The organism is Modestobacter italicus (assembly GCF_000306785.1).
Classification (GTDB): domain Bacteria; phylum Actinomycetota; class Actinomycetes; order Mycobacteriales; family Geodermatophilaceae; genus Modestobacter; species Modestobacter italicus.
Window position 1 is genome coordinate 2825865 of record NC_017955.1, and the last position, 20774, is coordinate 2846638.

Genomic DNA, 20774 nt, shown 5'->3' on the forward strand with positions numbered 1-20774 from the left:
CGCCTGATGACCGCAGAGCTGATCGACGGGACGGCGGTCGCCCGCCTGGTCCGCGAGGACGTGGCGAAGGGCGTCGCGGAGCTGGTCGCCGCCGGTGGCACGCCCCCCGGGCTGGCCACGGTGCTGATCGGCGACGACCCCGCTTCCGAGGTCTACGTCCGGAACAAGCGCCGGCTGTGCGTGACGGCCGGGATGGCCGACCTGCACCGCCACCTGCCCGGCGACGTCGACCAGGACACCGCCGCCGCGCTGGTCGACGAGCTCGCCGCCGACCCCGCCGTCTCCGGCATCCTGCTCCAGCTCCCGACCCCGGCCCACCTGGACTCCGAGGCGCTGCTGGCCCGCATCCCGGCGGCGAAGGACGTCGACGGGCTCACCGTCGCCAACGCCGGCCTGCTCGCCCAGGGCCGGCCCGGGCTGCGGCCGTGCACGCCGTCGGGGGTCATCGAGCTGCTCGACCGCTACGACGTCCCGCTGTCCGGGGTCGAGGCCGTCGTCGTCGGCCGCTCGGTGCTGGTGGGCAAGCCGATGGCCCAGCTCCTGCTGGAGCGGAACGCCACCGTGACCATCTGCCACTCGCGGACCCGTGACCTCGCCGAGGTGTGCCGGCGCGCCGACGTGCTGGTCGTCGCCGCGGGGATCCCCGGCCTGGTCGGCGCCGACGGGGTCAAGCCCGGTGCGACCGTGATCGACGTCGGCATCCACCGCGGCGAGGACGGCCTGCACGGAGACGTCGACACCGCCGCCGTCGCCGAGGTCGCCGGGCGGATCACCCCCGTGCCCGGGGGCGTGGGGCCGATGACCATCGCCATGCTGCTGGCCAACACCCTGACCGCCGCGATCGCGCAGCAGGGCCTCGGCGGCTGATGACCCCGGCGGTCGACGGGCCGTGGGCGCGGTTCGACGACCTGGACCGCGGCGAGGCGCTGCTCTGCCTGCCCCCGCACCGGGTGCTCACCACCACCCGCACCGACGAGGTCGCCGGGATCCTGCAGCAGGTGCACGACGAGACCGCGGCGGGCAGCTGGGCCTACGGGTTCGTCTCCTACGAGGCGGCGCCGGGCCTGGACCCGCAGCTGCCCGGCGGCTGGACCCCGGGGCAGCCCCCGCTGGTGTGGTTCGGGCTGTGCGCCGAACCCGCGCGGGTGGACCCGCTCACCGGGGCCGGCGTGCCGCCGCTGCAGACGGCACCCTGGCGCCCGGACTGGACCGCGGCCGCGCACGCCCGCGCCGTCGGCGTCGTCCGCGAGCGGATCGCCGCCGGCGAGACCTACCAGTGCAACCTCACCGACCGGCTGCGCTCGACGGTGACCGGGGACCCGGCAGCCCTCTACCACCGGCTGGCGCTCGCCCAGCGCGGCGCGCACAACGCCCACCTCGACCTCGGCCGGTACGTGGTGGCCAGCGCCAGCCCCGAGCTGTTCTTCGAGTGGGTGGGCGACCGGGTGCGCACCCGCCCGATGAAGGGCACCGCCCCCCGCGGCCGGACGACCGCCGAGGACGAGGTGCAGCGCCGGGCCCTGCGCGCCAGCAGCAAGGAGCAGGCCGAGAACGTGATGATCGTCGACCTGCTGCGCAACGACCTCGGCCGGGTCGCCGAGGTCGGCAGCGTGACCGTCGACGAGCTGTTCGCCCTGGAGCGGTACCCGACCGTCTGGCAGCTGACCTCGCAGGTCAGCGCCCGCATCCGGCCGGACGTCGGGCTGCCGGAGCTCTTCGCCGCGCTCTTCCCCTGCGGCTCGGTCACCGGAGCACCCAAGCAGCGCTCGATGGAGCTGATCCGCGAGCTGGAGCCGACGCCGCGCGGCGTGTACTGCGGGGCGATCGGGCTGGTCGCCCCGCCGGGTGCGCCGTTCCGCGCCCGGTTCAGCGTCGCGATCCGCACCGCCGTGGTCGACCGGGCGTCCGGCGCGGCCGTCTACGGGGCCGGCGGCGGCATCACCTGGGGCTCGGACGCCGGCCGGGAGCGGGCCGAGCTGCTCGCCAAGGCCGCCGTCCTCGGCCACGAGGTCACCGAGCACCAGCTGCTGGAGACCCTCGCCTGGCTGCCGTCCGAGGGGTTCCGCCACCTCGACCGCCACCTCGCCCGGCTGGCCGACTCCGCCCGGTACTTCGGCTTCCGGTCCGACCGCGACGCCACCGCCGCCCGCCTGCGGGACGCCGTCGCCGACCGGACCGCCCCAACGCGGGTGCGGCTGGCGCTGCACCGCTCGGGTGAGCTGGAGGTCGAGGTGCGGGACCTGCTCCCGGCGGGGCCCGGGCCGGTCCGGCTGGTGGTGGACCACGAGCCGGTGGACCCCGCCAGCCCGTGGCTGCAGCACAAGACCACCCGCCGCGACCCCTACCGGCTCCGGGCGCTGCGGCACCCGGAGGCCGACGACGTCGTCCTGGTCAACCAGCGCGGCGAGCTGACCGAGACGACCATCGCGAATCTGGCCGTCCGGCTCGACGGCCGGTGGTGGACGCCGCCGACCAGCTCCGGCTGCCTGCCCGGCGTCGAGCGCGGCCGGCTGCTGGACCTGGGCCGGCTGCACGAACGCGTGCTGCACGTCGACGACCTCGCCGCGGCCGAGGAGCTCGCGGTGCTCAGCTCGCTGCGCGGCTGGCGGCCGGCGCAGCTGCTCCCCCGGCCGCGCCGGCCGCTCCGCTACGGGGCCGACCGGGAGGCCTCCCGCGCCGCCGGGTGACGGCCCCGCCGGTCAGCTCACTCGAAGACGACGGTGCGGTTTTCGTGGATGATCACGCGGTTCTCGGTGTGCCAGCGGACAGCGTGCGCGAGGGCGCGCGTCTCGGCCTCCCGGCCGCGGGCGGCCAGCTGCTCCGGGCTCGACGAGTGGTCGACCCGCAGCATCTCCTGCTCGATGATCGGGCCCTCGTCGAGGTCCGCGGTCACGTAGTGCGCGGTCGCGCCGATGAACTTCACGCCCCGGGCGTGCGCCTGGTGGTACGGGCGGGCGCCCTTGAAGCTCGGCAGCATCGAGTGGTGGATGTTGATCGCCCGGCCGCCCAGCTGCCGGCACAGGTCGTCGGAGAGGATCTGCATGTAGCGCGCCAGGATGACCAGCTCGACCCCCTCCGAGCGGACGATGTCCAGCAGCGCCGCCTCGGCCTCCGCCTTGGTCTCCCGGGTCACCGGGATGTGCGTGAAGGGGACGCCGTAGAAGTCGGCGGTGCTCTGCAGGGTCGGGTGGTTGGACACCACCGCGACGACGTCGAGGTTGAGCTCGCCGACGGAGTTGCGGAACAGCAGGTCGTTGAGGCAGTGCGCGTACTGGCTGACCATGATCACCACGCGCTGGCGCTCCGCGGCGTCGGCCAGCCGCCAGTTCATCGCGAACCGCTGGGCGGTCTCCGCGAAGGACTCCCGCAGGGCGGGCAGGTCCAGCGGCGCGCCGTCGACGTGCTTGAACTCCACGCGCATGTAGAACATGCCGCTGGAGAGGCTGTCGAACTGGTGGCTCTCCACGATCGTGCACTTCTCCTGCACGAGCAGCCCGGACACCGCGTGCACGATGCCCGGGGCGTCCACGCAGGACAGCACCAGGATGCCGTGTTGACCGTCAGCGGGCCGGGTCATGTCTCCTCCACGGGGCTCGTTCCGTCGGGGCGCGCACCCCGTGCGGGGTGGCGCCGATCACACGTCCGGGTTGACGGTACGCACCGGTCCCCAGCGCCTCCCAGCGGCAGATGACCACTCCCACCGGGCGCCGGGGAGCGGTGGCCCGCGACAATCGACGTAGGCACGCCCGGGTCAGCCGCGCGGCGGTAGCACGGGGACCACGAGGTGGGAGTCGAAGCGGCCGCCGGTGTGCACGACGCTGCGGCCGGCGTTCACGGTGTCCGTGTGCCGGGCGTAGGTCAGCGGCTCCGGGTAGCGCATGACGTCGCTGCCCTGGACGACCAGCAGCAGCTGCTCCCCCGCCTCGAACCGGGTGCCCGACGGCCAGACCTCGATGTCCAGCCGGGTCGGCTCGCGCGGCGTCAGCGGCAGCGCCCGCCGGTGCGCCAGCACCGGCAGGAAGTCGGTGGAGCGCTCCGGGTCGAGCTCCCGGTGCGAGGCGCGCAGCCAGCCGACCGCCACCGGGCCGTCCTCGAACTGCCCGTAGTACGGGAACCCGACCTGGTTGCCCTCGGCGTCGAGCTTGAACAGCGCGACGAACACGTCCAGGTCGTCGGTCTCCTCCGCGGACATGTGCAGCACCGCGCGCACGTGCCCGACCAGCTCGACGGGCTCGGTGAACGTCGCCGTAAAGGTGGCCCGGCGGGGCGCCAGCCCGCTGCCCAGCGCGTCGTAGGAGGCGGCGCCCTCGGTGGCGACCGGGTCCCAGCCCAGCGAGCCGCCGGTGGCGTCCAGGTGCAGCTGCCGGTACTCGACGTCCTCGAGCGGCCACTCCCGGGCGTCCCGCCAGGTGCCCTCGTAGTACCGGTCGCGCACCTCGGCCCGCACCCGCGGCCAGTCCTGCACCCCGGGGCCGCGGTCGAGCAGGAAGTGGTCGAAGAACGCCCGCTGGCGCTCGACGTTCTCCGGCTCGTAGTAGTAGGCCCACTTCTTCCGGCCGTGGACGTCGAGCCACTTCTGCGCCGACCCCATCCGGCGGAAGCCCTCCAGGGTGCCGCGGCTGTGCAGCCCCTGGTCGGCCCAGCTGGCGACGACGAACGCCGGCACCTGGATCGCCTCGAGGTCGGCGGCCTTGCCGGCCCAGAACTCGTCGAACCAGGGGTGGGCGGCGGTCTCGGCCTCCAGGTCCTCGATCTCGGTCGTGCTGGCCCCCCAGCGCTCCCAGATGTAGGGCCAGAAGGAGGTCTCCGGGATGCCGCCGTGCCGGGCCACCTCCCGGTAGGTGTCGTTCCACCCCTCCCAGGGGTTGATCGCGGCCAGGTGCGGCGGGTTCAGCGACGCGACCCACCACTGCAGGCTGGTCAGGTAGGAGACACCGGACAGCCCGACCTTGCCGGCGCTCCACGGCTGGGTGCCGGCCCACTCGACCAGGTCGGCGTAGGCGCGCGCCTCCTCGATCGAGTGGTACGTGGCCCGGCCCTCGGAGTACCAGGTGCCCGGGACGTCGGCGAGGACGATGGCGTAGCCGTGCGGCACCCAGTACTCGGGGTCCGGCGCCTCGAAGGTGGTCAGGTCCCCGGTCCACTCCGGCCGCACGCCGCTGTTGGGGTAGATCTGGCCGATCGGCGCCGGGTTGTGCTTGCCGTACGGCGACCAGCTGACCAGCGGCGCCGCCGGCACGTCGGAGTCGGGCCGGTAGACGTCGACGTACATGACGTGCCCCTGGTCCCCGAACGGGACGGCGACGTCCTTCTCGACGACCATGCCGGGCCGGTTCTCGAACCGGTGCTCGGGCGGCCTGCCCCCGCGCGACTCCGGCGTGCTGCGGGGGCTCCGGAGGAGGTGCGGCGTCTCGTCGTGCACAGGGGTCCTCGTCGTCCGTCGGGGAGGTGCGGAGGCAGGCGCCGTCGACGCACCGCCCCGGTCGGGGCGGTGCGTCACGCGGTCGCGGGTGGGGCCGGGTGCTGCGTCAGTGCGCCATGGCGGCGAGCGCCTCGGCGTCGAGGGTCGCGATGGAGCGGGTGTCCTGGAAGGCGCGCACGCCCTCGATGCCCTGCTCGCGGCCCATGCCGGACTGCCGCACGCCGCCGAAGGGGGCCCGCAGGTCCAGCCGGGTGGCGCCGTGGTCGTTGACCCAGACGTAGCCGCACGCCAGTCGGGAACCGATGCGCTGGGCGGTGGCCGGGTCCGCCGTCCAGACCGACCCGCACAGGCCGCCCCAGGTGTCGTTGGCGGCGGCGACGGCCTCCTCCTCGGTGTCGAAGGCGATGATCGGGATGACCGGGCCGAACTGCTCCTGGGTGACCACCCGCAGCGACGGGTCGGGGTCGATGACCAGGGCCGGACGCAGGAAGTTGCCCTCGGCCAGGTCGCCGCCGGGCAGCTCGCCGTACTCACGGACCTCGGCGCCGGCGTCCTTGGCCTCCTGGACGATCTCGGCCACGAAGGCCTTCTGCGCCGCCTGGTGCAGCGGGCCCATGGTGGTGCCCTCGTCCAGGCCGTAGCCCAGCCGGACGGCGGCCAGCCGCTGCTCGAGGCCGGCGACCAGCTCGTCGCGGCGCGACCGGTGCACGTACACCCGCTTGGCGGCCATGCAGATCTGCCCGGTGGTGTCGAAGATCCCGGCGAACAGCCGGTCGAGGTGGGTGTCGTCGATGACCGCGTCCTCGGTGAAGATCGCCGCGTCGTTGCCACCCAGCTCGAGCGTCACCCGGGTCAGCGTCCGCGACGCCATCTCCATCATCCGCTTGCCGCCGTTGACGCTGCCGGTGAAGCAGACCTTGGCGACGTCGGGGTTCTGGATGAGGCCGGCCATCTCCTCGTCGCGGCCGGTGACCACGTTCAGCACGCCCGGCGGGAGCTTCTCGGCGACGCGCTGCACGACGCGGGCGGTGGCCAGCGGCGCCGAGGGCGGCGGCTTGACGATGGCGGTGTTGCCGGCCAGCAGCGCGTGCGGCAGCGCGGCGCCGAGGATGGCGATCGGCCAGTTGAACGGCACGATGACGGTGACCACGCCCAGCGGCTGGTAGCCGACCTGGGTGGTCACCGGGATGCCGGGGGCGGGCTCGAGGACCTTGCCCGTGTCCACCTCGTCGGCCAGGCCCAGCGCCAGCTGCCAGCGCAGCTCGAAGACCAGGGCGTCGATCCAGGCCTCCATCCGGATCTTGCCGTTCTCCTGCGAGAGGACGGCGGCGTCGGCGTCGCGGTCGTCGGCGATGCCGGCGATCGCCTCGGCCATCGCGGCAGCCCGCTCCTGGGCCGACAGCGCGGCCCAGGCGGGGAACGCGGCCTTGGCCGCGGCCACCGCGTCCGCCACGTCGTCCGCCGTCGCGGCCGCGGCCTCGCCGACGACCACGCCCGGCTTCCCCGGGTCCGCCACCTGCAGGACGTCGGCGGTGGTGCGCTCCTCGCCGCCGATGAACAGTCCGGTGCGCACGACCTGGGTCTCGCCTGCTGCCGTCTGGGTGCTCGTCATGTCGTTCCCCTCCGTTGGGTCCCGTTCGCGTGCCTGCTCCACCGGGTGCGCCCGGCGCCGTTGCCGGCGCCGGACGCACACCGGGCGTGCCCTCCAGCGTCCGACCCGGCGGGGCCGGGCACCAGGGACATCTGTCCCGGTCAGGAGCCCCGCGGCGGGTCGCCGTCCGGGGTCCCCAGCCGCAGCACGGGCTTGATCGTCCGCCCGGCGGCGGAGTCGGCGAAGGCCTGCTCGATGTCGGCGAAGTCGTAGGAGGTGACCAGCCGGTCGAACGGGAACCGGTCCTGCCGCCAGAGCTCGACGAGCTGCGGGATGTACGTCTGCGGGACCGCGTCGCCCTCGATGATCATCTGCAGCCGCCAGCCGCGGGTCATCGACAGCCCGGTCTCGAACGCCGTCTCCTCGCCCGGCGCCTGGGCTCCGACGACCCCGACGGTGCCGCGGATGGCCAGCGAGTCCGCCGCGGTGCGCAGCACGGCCGACACACCCGTCGTCTCGAGTGCGGCGTCCACGCCCTGCCCGCCGGTGAGCTCGGTGACGCGCGCGGCGACGTCGCCGTCCCGGGCGTCGACGACGTCGGTCGCACCGAGCTCGGTGGCCAGCGCCAGCCGCTCGGGGACGACGTCGACGGCGACGATCCGGGCGCAGCCGACCGCCCGCGCGGCCAGCACGGCGGACAGCCCCACCGCCCCGGCCCCGAACACGGCGATGCTCGACCCGGCCGGCGGGCGCAGCGAGTTCATCACCGCACCCGCCCCGGTCTGGATGCCGCAGCCGAGCGGGCCCATCAGCTCGAGCGGGACGTCGGCTCGGATCGGGACCACCGACCGGGCCTGCACGTTCGCGTGCCGGGCGAACGAGGACTGGCCGAAGAAGTGCGAGGAGAGCTGCCCGCCGTCGCGGTCCCGCAGCGCGGTGGACCCGTCGGGCCGGGTGCCGCCGAAGTTGCGGGCGTACAGGTCGGCGCAGTAGGTGCTGTCGCCCGCCAGGCACTGCCGGCAGCGGCCGCAGGTGTTCACCGACAGGACGACGTGGTCGCCCACCGCCACCCCGGCCACGGCGTCGCCGACCGCCTCGACGACGCCGGAGCCCTCGTGGCCCAGCACGGCCGGCAGCGGCGTCGGGTAGGTCTGCTCGCGCACCACCGCGTCGGTGTGGCAGACCCCGGCGCCGACCAGCCGCACCCGGACCTCGTCGGGGCGGGGGTCGTCGAGCTCGACCTCCTCGATCACGAACGGGCCGTCCTTCTCCCGGACGACGGCTGCCTCGGTGAGCATCGGTGCTCCTCCTCTGCGCTCGGCTGACCGGAGCGTGCCACGCCGGTCGGGGCGGCACGAGCCGGTCGGAAGGGTCCTGCGGTCGTCAGCGCGGGCGCAGGTCGCCCCGGCTGCGGTCCTGCTTGTACGGCGCCGCGGCGACCACGGCCCGGATCTCCTTCTGGCGCCCGCCGGGCCTGCCCCAGTGCACGGTGAGCTCGGTGCCGAGCTCGCTCGCGGCGACGTCGAGGGTGCTCAGCGAGAGCATCTGCCGGAACCAGTAGCTGTACCCGCGGGAGGTGGCCACCCCCACCGTCTGCCCGGCCCGGGTCACCCGGTCGGCCCACATGAACCCCCGCTGGTCGCGCGGCATGTCCATGTACTCGTAGGCCTCCCCCGGCCGGAAGAGCGAGGCGTACACGTCGGCCACGTCCTCGGCGTCCCAGACCAGGGTGCGGAGCACCCGGCGCGGTGCCGCCTTCTCGACCTCCAGCGCCTCCCGGCCGAGGAAGTCGTGGTCGAACCGCACGTTGCGCCCCCAGCCGAGCTCGACCGGGCTCCGGTAGTACTCGCTGATCCGCCGGCCGTCTTAGCTGCCGGCGATGTAGGCGGGCTGTGCGTAGTCGGGCATGGAGGCCCGGAACTCGGCGAGGTAGTCGGCCGTCTCCGGCTCGAAGATCCCCGGGATGTAGTCGGTGGCGATGGTCGGGTAGCTGGCCTCCAGGTGGTTGATCGGGGTGACCCGGGCGCCGATGCGGCGGATGCCGAACGGCCGGCCCGCCTCCAGCAGCAGGTCGTGCACCTCCGGGCCGAACTCCCGCGGGCCCTGCAGCTCGAACCCGACCTCCCCGCTCATCCCCTGGCGCAGCGCCCAGACCGGCCGGCCGGCGATCTGCACCTGGGCGACGTGCATGTACCCGGTGCTCAGCAACGGGGTGGTGTCGGTGACCGCGTCCAGGACCGCGAGGGAGGTCGGCCCGGCGACCTGCAGCACGAACCAGTCCTCCGGGGTGCACTCCGCGTCGTAGCTGCCGCGGGCCAGCTGGTGCTGCAGCCAGAAGCCGCCGCGGCCGTGGACCACGAAGTCCTCGGCACCGAACCGGGTGACGACGCCCTCGTGGACGACCTTGCCGTCGCGGTTCGTGTGGATGGCGTGCTTGGACCGGCCGGTCTCCCAGTTGTCGACGCTGTTGACGGAGAAGTCGCCGATCAGCCGGACGGCGTCGGGCCCGGTGATCCGGTGCTGCCAGAGGAACGACCAGTCGCCGAGGGAGCAGGTCTGCTTCCACGACAGGCTCTCGTCCAGCCAGTCGGTGTACTCGGGGTGCCCGAACCGGCTCCACGCGTAGACCTGCGGCGGCCGGCGCATCGCCTCGACGGTGAACTCCACGGTCCTCCTGCCTCCCGTCCCGCCGGCTCCGCGTCTCCGACGGCGCGGGGCCCGACCGGGCCAGCCAACACCCTCGCCGGGCCTCCCGCAGGACCGCCCGGCGGTCGTGCGCGACAGGATGGACCGGTGACCACGCGGCCCGCGCCCCTGACCCCCGGGGTCTTCGCCGACCTGCTGCCGGCGATGCTGGCCGACCTGGCCGAGCTGGTCGGCTGCGAGACCCCGTCCGCGGACCGGGCGGCGTTTGCCCGCGGTGCCGCGCTGGTCGCCCGGCAGGGCGCGCGGGCGCTCGGCGCGGACCCGGAGGTGCTGGTCCGGGAGGGCTGCACGCACCTGCGCTGGCGGCTGGGCGGCGGCCCGCGCCGGGTGCTGGTGCTCTGCCACCAGGACACGGTGTGGCCGGTGGGCACGCTCACGGCGATCCCGTGGTCGGTCGTCGACGGGGTGGTCCGCGGGCCGGGCTGCCTGGACATGAAGGGCGGCATCGTGCTGGGCCTCACCGCCCTGGCCCAGCTGCGCGCCGCCGGGACCGACCTCGACGGGGTCACCGTGCTGGTCACCGGGGACGAGGAGGTCGGCTCGCCGACGTCGGCCGACCTGATCCGGGAGGAGGCACGGGGCTGCGCGGCGGTGCTCGTGCTGGAGGCCGGTGCCGACGACGGCGGGCTGAAGACCGGCCGCAAGGGCGCGTCGATGTACGAGCTGCTGGTCACCGGCCGCGCCGCGCACGCCGGGCTGGAGCCGGAGAAGGGCATCAGCGCCACCCTCGAGCTCGCGCACCAGGTGGGGGCGATCGCCGCCCTGGCCGACCCCGGGCAGGGCACCACGGTCACCCCGACCGCACTGGTGTCGGGCACCACCACGAACACCGTGCCGGCCAGCGGTCGGCTGAGCGTCGACGTCCGGGCGCTGACCGCCGCGGAGCAGCAGCGGGTGGACGCCGGGATGCGCGCGCTGACCCCGCACCTGCCCGGCGCGGTGCTGGAGCTGCGCGGCGGGGTCAACCGCCCGCCGCTGGAGGTGGCCTCCTCCGCCGGCCTGTTCGCGCTGGCGCAGCAGGTGTCCGCCCGGCTGGGGCTGCCCGCGCCGGAGGCGGTGACCGTGGGCGGGGCGTCGGACGGGAACTTCACCGCGGGCATCGGGGTGCCGACGCTCGACGGGCTCGGCGCCGTCGGCGGCGGCGCGCACGCCGCTGGCGAGCACGTGCGCACCACCGAGCTGCCCGGCCGCGCGGCCCTCGTCGCCGGCCTGGTGCGGGCCGTGCTCGCCGCGGCCCCTGGCACGCACGGCCGGGACGTCGGTGGCCTCGGCCTCCCGGACGAAGGGACCGGCGGTGGATGAGGACCCCGCACCATGCCCGCCGGGCCCACCCGCCCGAGGATGGGCATCGTGACCGAGCTGACCGACGGCCTGCCGGCGACCCCGCCCCCTCCGGTGGCGGGGCCGGCGGTCGCGCACGCGGCAGCCGAGGCCGCGCACCGGGCCGCCGCCCGCTCGGGGGTGCAAGTGGTCGAGCTCGCCGAGCTGGCCGACCTGCGCGCCGTGCAGGACCTCTTCGGCTCCATCTGGCACCCGGCGCCGGACAACCCGCCGGTGACCGTGGAGATGATGCGGGCGCTGACCAAGGCCGGCAACCCGCTGCTCGGGGCCTACGCCGACGGGGAGCTGGTGGGCGCCTGCGTCGGCTTCTTCGCCGCCCCGGCGGGCACCGCCCTGCACAGCCACGTCACCGGCGTCCTGCCCACCGCGCAGCGGCGCAGCGTGGGCCGCACGCTCAAGCTGCACCAGCGGGCCTGGGCGCTGGACCGCGGCCTCACCCGGATCACCTGGACCTTCGACCCGCTGGTGCGCCGCAACGCCTGGTTCAACCTGGGCCGGCTGGGCGCCGTGCCGGTCGAGTACCTCCCGGACTTCTACGGTCCGATGGAGGACACCATCAACGCCTCCGACCAGTCCGACCGGCTGCTCACCACCTGGGTGCTGGACTCCCCCGCCGTGGTGCGCGCCGTCGCCGGCGAGCCGGTGGCCGTGGACCTGCCGGCGCTGCGGGCGGCCGGCGCCGTCGCCGTCGTCTCCGCCGGACCCGACGGCGCCCCGGAGGAGCGACCGGGCGTCCCGGGCCGGCCGTGGCTGGTGGCCGTGCCGCCGGACGTCGAGGGGCTGCGGGCCCGGGACCCGGAGCTGGCCGCCCGGTGGCGGGTGGCGGTCCGCGGCGCCCTGGCCGGGGCGCTGGCCGGCGGCGGCCGGGTGCGCGCCTTCGCCCGCGAGGGCTGGTACGTCGTCGACGGCGCCGGGATCCCGGCCGCCCCTGAGGCCGGGAGGGCCACGCCGTGAAGCTCGAGAGCGTCGAACTGCGCCGGATCGCGATGCCGCTGGTGGCGCCGTTCCGGACGTCGTTCGGCACCCAGACCAGCCGGGACGTGCTGCTGGTGCGGGCGCGCACCGACGTCGGCGAGGGGTGGGGCGAGTGCGCGGCGCTGGCCGACCCGCGGTACTCCGCCGAGTACGTCGACGGCGCCGCCGACGTGCTGCGCCGCTTCTTCCTCCCCGCGGTGGCCGCCGTCCCCGACCTGGACGCGTACGCCGTCGGCCGCGCGCTGGCGCCGTTCGCCGGGCACTGGATGGCCAAGGCGGCGATCGAGACGGCGGTGCTGGACGCCGAGCTGCGGGCCGCCGGGCGGTCGTTCGGCTCCTTCCTGGGCGCGGCCACCGACCGGGTGCCCTGCGGGGTGTCGGTCGGGATCATGGACTCGATCCCGGAGCTGCTGGACGCCGTCGGCGGGTACCTGGACGCCGGTTACCTGCGGATCAAGCTGAAGATCGAGCCGGGCTGGGACGTCGAGCCGGTGCGCGCGGTCCGCGAGCGGTTCGGCGACGTGGCGCTGCAGGTCGACGCCAACACCGCCTACGCCGTCTCCGACGCCCGCCACCTGGCGAAGCTGGACCCGTTCGAGCTGCTGCTGATCGAGCAGCCGCTGCCCGAGGACGACGTCCTCGGGCATGCCGAGCTGGCCCGCACCGTGGCCACCCCGATCTGCCTGGACGAGTCGATCACCTCGGCCCGCACCGCGGCGGCGGCGATCCGGCTGGGGGCGTGCTCGATCGTCAACGTGAAGCCGGCCCGGGTCGGCGGCTACCTGGAGGCGCGGCGGGTGCACGACGTCTGCGCCGCGCACGGGGTGCCGGTGTGGTGCGGCGGCATGCTGGAGACCGGCCTGGGCCGCGCGGCCAACGTGGCGCTGGCGGCGCTGCCCGGCTTCACCCTGCCCGGGGACACCTCCGCGTCGGACCGGTACTACGCCACCGACATCACCGCCCCGTTCGAGCTCGTCGACGGCCACCTGGCGGTGCCCACCGGCCCGGGGCTCGGGGTCGAGCCGGACTCGCAGCTCCTGGACGAGGTCACCACGTCGGTCGAGGAGCTCAGGCTGCGCTGAGCCCCCGGCCTCAGCGCGGCGGCGGCCGGTCCCGGTCGACCCGGGTGTGCCGGTCGAGGAACCGGTAGGCCTCCGTGGTGTCCACGCCCGGGGAGGTCGACGACCCGGTGGAGGTCAGGCTGGAGGCGGTGGGCAGCGTGGCGAACAGCGAGGCGTTCAGCCGCGGGGTCGGCAGCGCGCGGCCGGCCCAGCGTTCCGCGAGCGCCGGCGGCGGCGTCCGGCAGCAGCTCTCGTCCGGGCACGTCGAGCTGAACCGCTGGTCGGCGTCCATGCCGCGGAACCACTTGGCGTGCGCGAACGACGTGCCCACCGACAGGGAGAACGCGCCGCGCCCGGTGGTCTGGATGCTCGAGGTGCACCAGTAGGTGCCGCCGGGCTTGTCGGTGAGCTGGTGGTAGGGGCTGAACCGGTCCTCCACGGCGAACACCCGCCGGGCCGCCCAGTACCGGCACACCAGCTGCCCCTCGACGGTGCCGAGGGCGTCGCTGGGGAACTGCACGTCGTCGTTCTCGTAGGCCTTGGCGATGGTGCCGGACTCGTGCACCTTCAAGAAGTGCACCGGGATGCCGAGGTGCTCGGTGGCCAGGTTGGTGAACCGGTGGGCCGCGGTCTCGTAGGTGACGGCGTAGGCGTCGCGCAGGTCCTCCACCGACAGCTCCCGCCGCTCCTTGGCCGCCTTCAGCAACGGGACGGCGCTGGTCTGCGGGACGAGCAGGGCGCCGGCGAGGTAGTTGCTCTCCACCCGCTGGCGGAGGAAGGACTCGTAGTCTTCCGGTGGGCTGTGCCCCAGGACGGCGCCCGCCAGCGCCTGCAGCAGGGTCGAGCGGGGGTCGCGGCCGGCCTCTGACTGCCGCGGCAGGTAGATGCGCCGCCCTTCCAGGTCGGTGAGGCTGCGGGTGGAGGCGGGCAGGTCGCCGACGTGGTGGATGGTGAACCCGAGGTGCCCGGCCAGGTCGGCCGCGACCCGCTGCGACAGCGGGCCGCCGGTGTGGCCGACCGCGGCGAGCAGGGTGCCCGCGGTCGTCTCGAGCTCGGCCAGGTGGTTGCCCGACCGGCGCATCTCCGCCCGCAGCGCGGTGTTCGCCCGGCGGGCCTGCTCGGGGGTCGCCGCGCGCTGCTCGTGCACCCGCTCCAGCTCGCTGAGCAGGGCGAGGACGGTCTCGATGGCCTGGTCGGGCAGCGCCTTGCGGACCGACAGCGGGGCCAGCCCGAGGGAGGTGAACAGCGGGCTGCGCTGCGCCCGCTCGAGCGCGATCTCCAGCTGGGCGCGGCGCGACCGCGGCGCCTGGGACAGCAGGTCGGCGACGTCGGTGCCCAGCGCCCCGGCGAGCGCGTGCAGCTCGGCGACCCGGAGCTCGCGCTTGCCGTTCTCCACCATCGACAGGTGCGAGGGAGCCCGCCCCAGCCGGCCGGCCAGCTCCCCCAGGGTCAACCCGGCGGCGGCCCGCAGCTCCCGGATGCGCCGTCCGACCACCAGCGGGTCGTACTCGTCTGTCATCCGGCGGATGTTCCTGCATCGGGAAGAACCGGTCAAGTTCTCCTGGCGAACACCTTCTCGGCCGGTCGGGCGGCCCGCAGGCTCGTCCCAGCAAGCTGTTCCCGAACACCAGGAGCCCGTGATGAGCCAGCACCCCACCCGCCCCGGCGACGCCGCCGAGACCGCCACCGACCTCGCGTTCGCCTGGCAGACCGACCCGCGCTGGGCCGGCATCCGCCGCGACCACACCGCCGAGGACGTCGTGGCACTGCGGGGACCGGTCGTGGAGGAGCACACGCTGGCCCGCCGGGGCGCCGAGCGGCTGTTCGAGCTGGTCCAGGCCAGCGACGGCCAGGAGTGGGTGTCCGCGCTCGGCGCGCTCACCGGCAACCAGGCCGTGCAGCAGGTCCGGGCCGGGCTGAAGGCCATCTACCTGTCCGGCTGGCAGGTCGCCGCCGACGCGAACACCGCGGGGCAGACCTACCCCGACCAGAGCCTCTACCCGGTCGACTCGGTGCCCTCCGTCGTCCGCCGGATCAACAACGCGCTCCTGCGGGCCGGCCAGGTCGAGGCCACCGACGGCGGCGCCAGCCGGGACTGGCTGGTGCCGATCGTCGCCGACGCCGAGGCCGGCTTCGGCGGGCCGCTCAACGCCTACGAGCTGATGCGCTCGATGATCGCGGCCGGGGCGGCCGGCGTGCACTGGGAGGACCAGCTGGCCTCGGAGAAGAAGTGCGGTCACATGGGCGGGAAGGTCCTGGTGCCCACCGGCCAGCACATCCGGACGCTGAACGCCGCCCGGCTGGCCGCCGACGTGGCCGGGGTCCCGTCGATGGTCATCGCCCGGACCGACGCCCTCGCCGCGACGCTGCTCACCAGCGACCACGACGAGCGCGACCGCCCGTTCCTCACCGGCGAGCGGACGGCGGAGGGCTTCTACACCGTCCGCAACGGCCTGGACCCGGTCATCGCCCGCGGCCTGGCCTACGCCCCCTACGCCGACCTGATCTGGGTCGAGTCCGCCACCCCCGACCTGGAGCTCGCCCGGCGCTTCGCCGAGGCGGTGCACGCGGAGTTCCCCGACCAGAGGCTGGCCTACAACTGCTCGCCGTCGTTCAACTGGCGCAGCCACCTCGACGACGACCAGATCGCCTCATTCCAGCGGGAGCTGGCCGCCATGGGCTACGCCTTCCAGTTCATCACCCTGGCCGGCTTCCACTCCCTCAACCACTCGATGTTCACCCTGGCCCAGGGCTACGCCGAGCGGCAGATGAGCGCCTACGTGGAGCTGCAGGAGGCCGAGTTCGCCTCCGAGGCCAGCGGTTACACCGCCACCCGCCACCAGCGGGAGGTCGGCACCGGCTACTTCGACCGGATCGCCACCGCGCTGAACCCGGCCAGCTCGACCCTCGCCCTGGTCGGCTCCACCGAGTCCGAGCAGTTCCACTGACCCGCTCGCCCCGCCGCACCGCCCAGGAGCTGACATGACCGTCCTGCAGACCCCCGCCCCGCACCGGTCGGACCGACCGGCGTCCCCTCCCCCGCCGTCCGGCCGGATCGACGTGCTCGGCCCCGCCGTCCCGGGCGCCGAGGAGGTGCTCACCCCCGCCGCGCTGGACTTCCTCGCCCACCTGCACGACCGGTTCGCCTCCGGCCGCGCCGAGCTGCTCGCCGCGCGCGCCGTCCGCCGCGCGTCGCTCAGCAACGGCCAGGAGCTCCGCTTCAGCCGGCAGACCCCGGTGGTGCGCTACGACCCCTCCTGGCGGGTCGCCGGCCCCGGACCGGGCCTGGCCGACCGGCGGGTGGAGCTCACCGGCCCGGCCGACGCCGCCACCGCGCGGGCCGCACGGCACTCCGGCGCCTCGACCTGGGTCGCCGACCTGGAGGACGCGATGAGCCCCACCTGGGCCAACGTCGTCGGCAGCCAGGCCGTGCTGGCCGACGTCGTCCGGGAGTGGCCGACCGGCGCCGGACCGGACGCGGCGCCCACGCTGCTGGTCCGCCCCCGCGGCTGGCACCTGGTCGAGAAGCACCTGTGCCACACCGACGCCACCGGGCGGAGCACGCCGGCATCGGCCTCGCTGGTCGACTTCGGCCTGTTCGCCCTCGCCAACGCCGCCCGGCTGGTCGAGCGGGGGCACGGGCCGTACTTCTACCTGCCGAAGCTGGAGACCGCGGCCGAGGCGCGGCTGTGGGACCAGGTCTTCACCGAGACCGAGCGGGTGCTGGGCCTGCGGCACGGCACGATCCGGGCGACCGTGCTCATCGAGACGATCACCGCCGCCTTCGAGATGGAGGAGGTCCTCTACGAGCTGCGGCACCACTGCGCCGGCCTCAACGCCGGCCGGTGGGACTACCTGTTCAGCATCGTCAAGAAGTTCCGCGACCGGGGGCCGGCCTGGGTGCTGCCCGACCGGTCGGAGCTGACCATGACGACGCCGTTCATGCATGCCTGCACCGACCTGCTGGTGAGCACCTGCCACCGGCGCGGGGCCCACGCGATCGGCGCGATGAGCACGGCGGTCCCCGACGACCGCGACCCGGCCGCCACCCGGGAGGCCCTCGCCGAGGTCGCGGCGGACAAGCGGCGGGAGGCCGAGCAGGGCTTCGACGGCACCTGGGTGGCCCATCCCGGCCTGGTCGAGGTCGCGCGGAACGCCTTCGACGAGGTGCTCGGCGGGGCGACCGACCAGCGGCACCGACAGCGCGCGGACGTCCGGGTGACCGCCGCGGAGCTGCTCGACCCCCGCGGGCTGGCCGGTCCGGTGACCGACGCCGGGGTCCGCACCAACGTGTCGGTCGCCGTCCGCTACATGGAGGCCTGGCTGCGCGGGGTGGGCTCGGTCGTCCTCGACGGCCACGTCGAGGACGCCTCCACCGCGGAGATCAGCCGCGCCCAGCTGTGGCAGTGGACCACCCGCCGGACGGTCACCGTCGAGGGCACCCCGGTGACCCGCGACCTGGTCGAGCGGCTGCTGGACGAGGTGGTGGCCGAGCAGCCCCGCACCCCGGGCGACCGGTTCGACGACGCCGCGGCGATGGTCCGGTCGGTCACCCTGGAGGAGACCTTCCCGACGTTCTTCACCGTCCCCGGGTACGTCGAGCACCTGGTGACGCTGCCGGCCCGGTGAGCCGCCGCCGGTCGGCTCTGCTGGTCCGCTCCCGACGGACCCGGCAGAGCCGACCGTGCCGGACGCCGGAGCCGATGACCACGGTGATCGGGTCCTGACCCCGGCGGCTGCGACCGCTGGTCCGCACCGCACCTACGGGAGGTCGACGAGCTCGCCGTCGCGGGCCACCACCCGTCCCGCCCGGACGACCATCCGGCGCGCGGGCAGGTCCACGACGACCTGCGGCAGGCACTCGCCGTCCAGGAGCAGGAAGTCGGCCGGGGACCCGGGTGAGAAGTCGACCAGCGGCAGGCCGAGCAGCTCAGCCCCACCATCGGCCGCGGCGACGAAGCAGTCCGAGAGCTCGTCGTCCAGCCGGGCTGCGTGAGGAGACCCAGGAGGTGGGCACGGTGCAGCATGTCGGCGTTGCCGAACGGGCTCCAGGCGTCCCGGACACCATCGGAGCCCAGCCCCACCCGGACGCCGCGCCGCCGCAACTGACGCACCGGCAGCACCCGGGCCGGGTCGGGGACCACCGTGGTCAGCCCGACCCCGGCCTCGGCCAGCTCGTCGGCCAACCGGTCGGTGTCCGGTGCGGCCGGCACGCAGAAGGCGTGGCTGACCGTCACCGCGCCCTGCATGCCCAGCGCCCGGGTGCGGGCCATGACCTCGCGCAGCACGGTGAGCCCGGCCGGCCCGACGTCGTGCAGGTGCAGGTCCACCTCGAGGTGGTGTGCCTCGGCCAGCCCGAAGACCAGGTCGAGCTGGTCGTCCAGCGCATCGTCGAACCCCACGGGGTCGATGCCACCGACCACGTCGACGAGCCCGTCGCGGGCGGCCTCCGCCAGCAGCTCCGCGGTGCCCGGTGCCCGCCGCACGCCGTGCTGGGGGAAGCCCACGACCTGCACGTCGAGGGCGTGCGCGAGCCGACCGCGGGCGTCGCCGCCCGCCCGCCGGCCGTCCATGCCGTAGGCCGGGGCCACGTCGACGTGCGCGCGCACCGCCCGGGTCCCCGATGCCACGGCGCGCGCGAGGAGCCGGTGCGCGCGCTCGGCGACCGGCGTCCCCAGCCGCCGGTACAGCTCGACGTCCTGTTCCGCGTACCCCGCGATGCCGTTCTCGACCGGCCGGCGGGAGACCCAGCGCTCGCCCCAGGAGGTCTTGTCCGGGTGGAGGTGCGCATCGACCAGCGACGGCAGGGCGATGAGGCCCGCGCAGTCCACGACCTCCTCCGGCCGGTCCGGCGCGGGCGCACCAGCGGCGAACACGCCGCCCACCACGCGCAGGTCCACCGCGTCGCCCCCCATCGGCCGCACGTCGCGGAAGACCGTCGTGCCACCGCTCTGTCGAGGTGTCACCGCGATGCGAGGAGGGTGGCGGGGTCGGTGAAGGGCAGCTGGTGCGCCTCGGCGACCGGCTGGTCGACGAGGTCCCCCTGCAGCGTGCTCAGGCCGAGGCGCGGGGCAGGCGTACCCGTCGTCGGTGAACCGGGGGCGCCTGCACCGGCGCCGGCCTGCACCACCACGTGGTGACCCCCGTGCACCAGATCCACGACGCCGTCTGGGGTGAGGGCCACCCGCCGCTCGTCGTCCTTGATCTCGCTCGGCACCCCGACGACGAGCCTGCTCATGTGGGTCTCCTCCAGTCGGGGAGCGAGGGTCAGACGACTTCCTGGGCCTCGGTGAGCGTCTGCCGCAGGACCTGCTCGATCTCGTCGAACTCGGCCTGACCGCAGATGAGCGGCGGGGCGATCTGGACGACGACGTCGCCGCGGTCGTCGGGGCGGCAGTACAGACCGTTGTCGAACAGCGCGCCGGGCAGGAAGCCGCGGACGAGCCGCTCACGCTCCGCTGCGTCGAAGGTCTCCCGGGTGGCCTTGTCCTTGACCAGCTCGACGGCCCAGAAGTAGCCGTCCCCGCGGACGTCGCCGACGATCGGCAAGTCCAGCAGCCGGCGCAGGGTCGCGCCCAGCGCCGCCTCGTTGTCCAGGACACGCTGGTTGAGCCCCTCGGCCTCCATGAGGTCGAGGTTGGCCAGCGACACGGCAGCGGACACCGGGTGGCCGCCGAAGGTGTAGCCGTGCGGGAACGCCACGCCGGGGCGGAGGAAGGGCTCCATGACCCGTTCCGACGCGATCATCGCGCCGATCGGGCCGTACCCGGAGCTCATGCCCTTGGCGCAGGTGATCAGGTCGGGGGTGTAGCCGAACTTCTCGCAGGCGAACGTCGTCCCGTGCCGGCCGAAGGCGCAGATGACCTCGTCGGAGACGAGCAGCACGTCGTGCCGGTCGCAGATCTCCCGGACCCGCTCGAAGTAGCCCGGCGGCGGCACGAGGCACCCGCCGGAGTTCTGCACCGGCTCGAGGAAGACCGCGGCGACGGTGTCGGCACCCTCGAAGAGGATCGCCTCCTCGATCCGGTCGGCGGCCCACAGCCCGAAGGCCTTCGGGTCGTCGGCGAACTCCGGGTGGCGGTACAGGTTGGTGTTGGGGACCCGGAAGCCGCCCGGGGCCAGCGGCTCGAAGTCCTTCTTCATCGCGGGCAGCCCGGTGATGGCCAGGGCGCCGTGCGGAGTGCCGTGGTAGGCCACCGCCCGGCTGATCACCTTGTGCTTCTGCGGCTTGCCGACCAGCTTGAAGTACTGCTTCGCGGCCTTCCACGCCGACTCCACGGCCTCGCCCCCGCCGGAGGTGAAGAAGACCCGGTTCAGGTCGCCGGGCGCGAGGTCGGCGAGCCGCTCCGCGAGCTCGGCCTGCACCGGGGTGGTGTAACCCCACACCGGGAAGAACGCCAGCTCGGCGGCCTGCTTCGCGGCCGCCTCGGCCAGCACGCGGCGCCCGTGCCCGACCTGGACGACGAAGAGGCCGGAGAGACCGTCGAGGATTATCCGGCCGCGGTTGTCCCAGATGTAGGCGCCCTCGCCGCGGGTGATGACCGGGACGGGCGCCTCGGGGTGGCGGCCCTGCCGGGCGAAGTGCATCCAGAGGTGGTCCGCGGCCCGGGCTGCTGTCGCGTCCGGTACGCCGGCGGGCGGCTGCTCGATCGAGGTGGTCATGCCGTGCTCCTCGGGG

16 protein-coding genes and 1 pseudogene are annotated in these 20774 nt (G+C 74.7%); 7 read left to right on the forward strand and 10 right to left on the reverse strand.

Annotated features, from left to right (window positions below):
• The first annotated feature begins 6 nt into the window (after positions 1 to 6).
• Entirely contained in the window at positions 7 to 867 is an 861-nt protein-coding gene (gene folD / locus MODMU_RS13695; protein ID WP_014740872.1) for a bifunctional methylenetetrahydrofolate dehydrogenase/methenyltetrahydrofolate cyclohydrolase FolD, read from the forward strand.
• A complete protein-coding gene (pabB, locus tag MODMU_RS13700) occupies positions 867 to 2687 on the forward strand; it encodes an aminodeoxychorismate synthase component I (RefSeq protein WP_014740873.1) in 1821 nt (606 codons plus the stop codon). Before folD ends, pabB begins: the two co-directional genes overlap by 1 nt.
• Positions 2688 to 2704: 17 nt before the next feature.
• Here the strand turns inward: pabB and purU are convergent, their stop codons facing one another.
• From purU to MODMU_RS29105, 6 genes are all read right to left on the reverse strand, one after another.
• Positions 2705 to 3577, reverse strand: a complete 873-nt coding sequence (gene purU / locus MODMU_RS13705; RefSeq protein ID WP_014740874.1) for a formyltetrahydrofolate deformylase — start codon at positions 3575 to 3577, stop codon at positions 2705 to 2707.
• 174 nt (positions 3578 to 3751) lie between these two features.
• The gene (locus tag MODMU_RS13710; RefSeq protein WP_014740875.1) at positions 3752 to 5422 is read right to left on the reverse strand and encodes a CocE/NonD family hydrolase; all 1671 of its coding nucleotides are present in this window, start codon (positions 5420 to 5422) and stop codon (positions 3752 to 3754) included.
• A gap of 106 nt (positions 5423 to 5528) precedes the next feature.
• Positions 5529 to 7034: an aldehyde dehydrogenase family protein gene (locus MODMU_RS13715; protein ID WP_014740876.1), complete on the reverse strand. Its 1506-nt coding sequence runs from the start codon at positions 7032 to 7034 to the stop codon at positions 5529 to 5531.
• A gap of 140 nt (positions 7035 to 7174) precedes the next feature.
• Positions 7175 to 8311, reverse strand: a complete 1137-nt coding sequence (locus MODMU_RS13720; protein WP_014740877.1) for an NAD(P)-dependent alcohol dehydrogenase — start codon at positions 8309 to 8311, stop codon at positions 7175 to 7177.
• An 85-nt stretch (positions 8312 to 8396) separates the two neighbouring features.
• The gene (locus MODMU_RS29100; RefSeq protein ID WP_014740878.1) at positions 8397 to 8819 is read right to left on the reverse strand and encodes a glycine cleavage T protein (Aminomethyl transferase); all 423 of its coding nucleotides are present in this window, start codon (positions 8817 to 8819) and stop codon (positions 8397 to 8399) included.
• 60 nt (positions 8820 to 8879) lie between these two features.
• Positions 8880 to 9680 carry an aminomethyltransferase family protein gene (locus tag MODMU_RS29105; protein ID WP_014740879.1) on the reverse strand — a complete coding sequence of 267 codons (801 nt, stop codon included), beginning with the start codon at positions 9678 to 9680 and terminating at the stop codon, positions 8880 to 8882.
• Between the two features lie 126 nt (positions 9681 to 9806).
• On the opposite strand from MODMU_RS29105, the gene MODMU_RS13730 reads away from it, so the two are divergent.
• The 3 genes from MODMU_RS13730 to menC are packed head-to-tail and all read left to right on the forward strand — an operon-like array spanning position 9807 to position 13117.
• Positions 9807 to 11021 carry a M20/M25/M40 family metallo-hydrolase gene (locus tag MODMU_RS13730; RefSeq protein WP_014740880.1) on the forward strand — a complete coding sequence of 405 codons (1215 nt, stop codon included), beginning with the start codon at positions 9807 to 9809 and terminating at the stop codon, positions 11019 to 11021.
• Positions 11022 to 11060: 39 nt separating this feature from the next.
• Positions 11061 to 12014 (forward strand): GNAT family N-acetyltransferase, encoded by a 954-nt coding sequence (locus MODMU_RS13735; protein ID WP_166503777.1) that lies wholly within the window; start codon positions 11061 to 11063, stop codon positions 12012 to 12014.
• Positions 12011 to 13117: an o-succinylbenzoate synthase gene (gene menC / locus MODMU_RS13740; protein ID WP_014740882.1), complete on the forward strand. Its 1107-nt coding sequence runs from the start codon at positions 12011 to 12013 to the stop codon at positions 13115 to 13117. Before MODMU_RS13735 ends, menC begins: the two co-directional genes overlap by 4 nt.
• Positions 13118 to 13127: 10 nt before the next feature.
• On the opposite strand, the gene MODMU_RS13745 is transcribed toward menC, so the two are convergent.
• Positions 13128 to 14615, reverse strand: a complete 1488-nt coding sequence (locus MODMU_RS13745; RefSeq protein WP_014740883.1) for a helix-turn-helix domain-containing protein — start codon at positions 14613 to 14615, stop codon at positions 13128 to 13130.
• A 121-nt stretch (positions 14616 to 14736) separates the two neighbouring features.
• Here MODMU_RS13745 and aceA point away from each other — a divergent pair, with 121 nt between their 5' ends.
• Both aceA and MODMU_RS13755 read left to right on the forward strand, forming a co-directional pair.
• Positions 14737 to 16044 carry an isocitrate lyase gene (gene aceA, locus MODMU_RS13750; protein ID WP_014740884.1) on the forward strand — a complete coding sequence of 436 codons (1308 nt, stop codon included), beginning with the start codon at positions 14737 to 14739 and terminating at the stop codon, positions 16042 to 16044.
• A 34-nt stretch (positions 16045 to 16078) separates the two neighbouring features.
• Positions 16079 to 17725 (forward strand): malate synthase, encoded by a 1647-nt coding sequence (locus tag MODMU_RS13755; protein ID WP_014740885.1) that lies wholly within the window; start codon positions 16079 to 16081, stop codon positions 17723 to 17725.
• Positions 17726 to 18114: 389 nt separating this feature from the next.
• Here the strand turns inward: MODMU_RS13755 and MODMU_RS30195 are convergent.
• From MODMU_RS30195 to MODMU_RS13765, 3 genes and pseudogenes are all read right to left on the reverse strand, one after another.
• A pseudogene (locus MODMU_RS30195) lies at positions 18115 to 19011 on the reverse strand (amidohydrolase family protein); the annotation flags it as partial.
• A 47-nt stretch (positions 19012 to 19058) separates the two neighbouring features.
• Positions 19059 to 19334 carry a cytosine deaminase gene (locus tag MODMU_RS27735; protein WP_014740886.1) on the reverse strand — a complete coding sequence of 92 codons (276 nt, stop codon included), beginning with the start codon at positions 19332 to 19334 and terminating at the stop codon, positions 19059 to 19061.
• A 29-nt stretch (positions 19335 to 19363) separates the two neighbouring features.
• Positions 19364 to 20758 carry an aspartate aminotransferase family protein gene (locus tag MODMU_RS13765; RefSeq protein WP_014740887.1) on the reverse strand — a complete coding sequence of 465 codons (1395 nt, stop codon included), beginning with the start codon at positions 20756 to 20758 and terminating at the stop codon, positions 19364 to 19366.
• Positions 20759 to 20774 lie beyond the last annotated feature (16 nt).

Coding starts and splice junctions, on each gene's coding strand:
- aceA (WP_014740884.1), top strand. CDS start 14,737: ATGAGCCAGCACCCCACCCGCCCCGGCGACGCCGCCGAGACCGCCACC.
- MODMU_RS13765 (WP_014740887.1), bottom strand. CDS start 20,758: ATGACCACCTCGATCGAGCAGCCGCCCGCCGGCGTACCGGACGCGACA.
- MODMU_RS13745 (WP_014740883.1), bottom strand. CDS start 14,615: ATGACAGACGAGTACGACCCGCTGGTGGTCGGACGGCGCATCCGGGAG.
- purU (WP_014740874.1), bottom strand. CDS start 3,577: ATGACCCGGCCCGCTGACGGTCAACACGGCATCCTGGTGCTGTCCTGC.
- MODMU_RS13720 (WP_014740877.1), bottom strand. CDS start 8,311: ATGCTCACCGAGGCAGCCGTCGTCCGGGAGAAGGACGGCCCGTTCGTG.
- folD (WP_014740872.1), top strand. CDS start 7: ATGACCGCAGAGCTGATCGACGGGACGGCGGTCGCCCGCCTGGTCCGC.
- MODMU_RS13715 (WP_014740876.1), bottom strand. CDS start 7,034: ATGACGAGCACCCAGACGGCAGCAGGCGAGACCCAGGTCGTGCGCACC.
- MODMU_RS13735 (WP_166503777.1), top strand. CDS start 11,061: ATGGGCATCGTGACCGAGCTGACCGACGGCCTGCCGGCGACCCCGCCC.
- MODMU_RS13755 (WP_014740885.1), top strand. CDS start 16,079: ATGACCGTCCTGCAGACCCCCGCCCCGCACCGGTCGGACCGACCGGCG.
- MODMU_RS27735 (WP_014740886.1), bottom strand. CDS start 19,334: ATGAGCAGGCTCGTCGTCGGGGTGCCGAGCGAGATCAAGGACGACGAG.
- pabB (WP_014740873.1), top strand. CDS start 867: ATGACCCCGGCGGTCGACGGGCCGTGGGCGCGGTTCGACGACCTGGAC.